The following is a 2,024-nucleotide window of genomic DNA, read 5'->3' on the forward strand; positions in this document are numbered from 1 at the left end:
GTTCCCGTCCCCGGCCGAGGCGCCGCCGCGCGCGCCGGAACCGTCCCATGTGGCTCGTCCCACGGCGGTCCCATCGACGTCCGAAGCGGTCGAGCCACCGGCCGAGCGCGACACACCCGCCGCTGCGGCCCGGGACGCTGCGGGGCGCGAGGAGCGTTCCGCTGGCGCCACCGGCCCCACCGGACCGACCAGCCCGCCGCGGTTCGGCCCCACAACCGAACGACGGATCAAGACCGATCCCGGCCTGGACGAGGAGACCTTGGACCGCCTCATCGCAGGCGTGAAGGCGCTGTAGATGATCCGCCGCGACCGCGCACGAGGAGGCAAGGGCCGGACGCTGAAGATCGTCGTCGCCGGCCCGTTCGCCGCGGGGAAGACCACCCTGATCCGGACGATCTCCGAGATCACCGTGCTGTCCACCGAGCGCGAGATCAGCGACCACACCAGGGCACTGAAGTCCGAGACCACCGTCGCCATGGACTTCGGGCGGATCACCGTGGCCGGGAACCTGGCCCTGTACCTGTTCGGCACCCCCGGACAGGAGCGATTCGACTTCATGTGGGAGATCCTCGCCGAGGGGATGCTCGGTTTCGTCCTGGTGGTCGACGCCGAGCGGGACGAATCCCTGGACGAAGGCGCCCGCATCCTGAAGTTCTTCCTCGACGTGGCCGATGTTCCCTACGTGGTCGCGGTCAACAAGGTGCCCGCGGGTGACGACGCCGACGAGCACGTCGCCCGTGCGCGCGAACGGCTGCGGCTGCCGTCGGACGTGCGGGTGGTGGCGGCCGACGTCCGGGAGCGCGACAGCGTGAAGGAGGTCGTGGTGGCCCTGCTCGAGACCGTCCGCGAGGTCGTGCGATCCTCGCGACCGACGCTCGTCGGTGAGGCGGGACAGCGATGAGGCAGCTGGGACAGGTCCTGCTGGGCGAGGGGCTGCTCTCGCCCGAGCAGCTCCGCGATGCCGAGGAAGAGCAGCGGCGGCTCGGGAAGTCGCTGGGCCGGATCCTGATCGACCGCAAGCTGGTGACCGAACAGGACCTGGTCAGCGCGCTGTCCAAGCAGATCGGGATGGAGTTCGTCGACCTGGCCGAGATCGACGTCGATCCCCGCGCCGTCTCGTTGATCAGCGATGCGGTGGCCAAACGGCACAACGCCCTGCCCATCGGCTTCGAGGACGGCAAGCTCGTCGTGGCGATGAGCGACCCGTCCAACGTCTTCGCCATCGACGACATCCGCACGGCGACCGGGTACGACGTCCGGCCGATCGTCGCGACCCGCCAGGACATCGCCCAGGCCATCAGCCGCTACCACCGGATGAGCGACGACCTCGGCGACGTCCTCGCTGCCGGCTTGGATGGTGCCCCAGAGGAAGAGCAGCAGGACCTGTCCCAGGTCACCGCCGTCGTCGAAGACGCGCCGATCGTCAAGTTCGTCAACCTGCTGATCACCCAGGCGGTGCAGGACCGGGCGTCCGACATCCACATCGAGCCGGGCGAGAAGGAGATCCGGGTCCGCTACCGCATCGACGGCGTCCTGCACGAGGTCATGCGCAGCCCGCGCAGCATCCAGTCGGGGGTGATCTCCCGGCTGAAGATCATGGCCGAGATGGACATCGCCGAACGGCGCATCCCCCAGGACGGTCGCATCGGGCTGGTGATCGGCGGGAAGGCCATCGACCTGCGTGTCTCGACCCTGCCGACCGTGTACGGCGAGAAGGTCGTGATGCGGATCCTGGACAAGTCGTCGGTCCTCCTCGAGCTGAAGGACCTCGGCTTCCTGACGGACAACTACGACCGCTACGAGACGTCGTTCCGCAAGCCCTACGGGATGATGCTGGTGACCGGCCCGACCGGGTCCGGGAAATCCACCACCCTCTACGCGACGCTGAACATCCTCAACGGGCCCGAGGTGAACATCATCACCACCGAGGACCCGGTCGAGTACCGGCTCGGCGGGATCAACCAGGTCCAGGTCAACGTCAAAGCCGGCCTGACGTTCGCGTCGGCGCTGCGGTCGATCCTGCG

Annotated in this window: 3 protein-coding genes; all 3 read left to right on the forward strand. The window is 68.5% G+C overall.

Annotated features, from left to right (window positions below):
• Positions 1 to 295 (forward strand): hypothetical protein (locus M3N57_01305; protein MDP9021342.1); only part of this gene is annotated, 295 nt, incomplete at its 5' end.
• Positions 296 to 901 carry an ATP/GTP-binding protein gene (locus tag M3N57_01310; GenBank protein MDP9021343.1) on the forward strand — a complete coding sequence of 202 codons (606 nt, stop codon included), beginning with the start codon at positions 296 to 298 and terminating at the stop codon, positions 899 to 901.
• Positions 898 to 2,024: GspE/PulE family protein (locus M3N57_01315; GenBank protein MDP9021344.1), on the forward strand; the 1,127-nt coding region annotated here is incomplete at its 3' end. The genes M3N57_01310 and M3N57_01315, both read left to right, overlap by 4 nt.

It is taken from the genome of Actinomycetota bacterium, from assembly GCA_030776725.1.
Lineage (GTDB): Bacteria > Actinomycetota > Nitriliruptoria > Nitriliruptorales > JAHWKO01 > JAHWKW01.

Coding starts and splice junctions, on each gene's coding strand:
- M3N57_01310 (MDP9021343.1), top strand. CDS start 296: ATGATCCGCCGCGACCGCGCACGAGGAGGCAAGGGCCGGACGCTGAAG.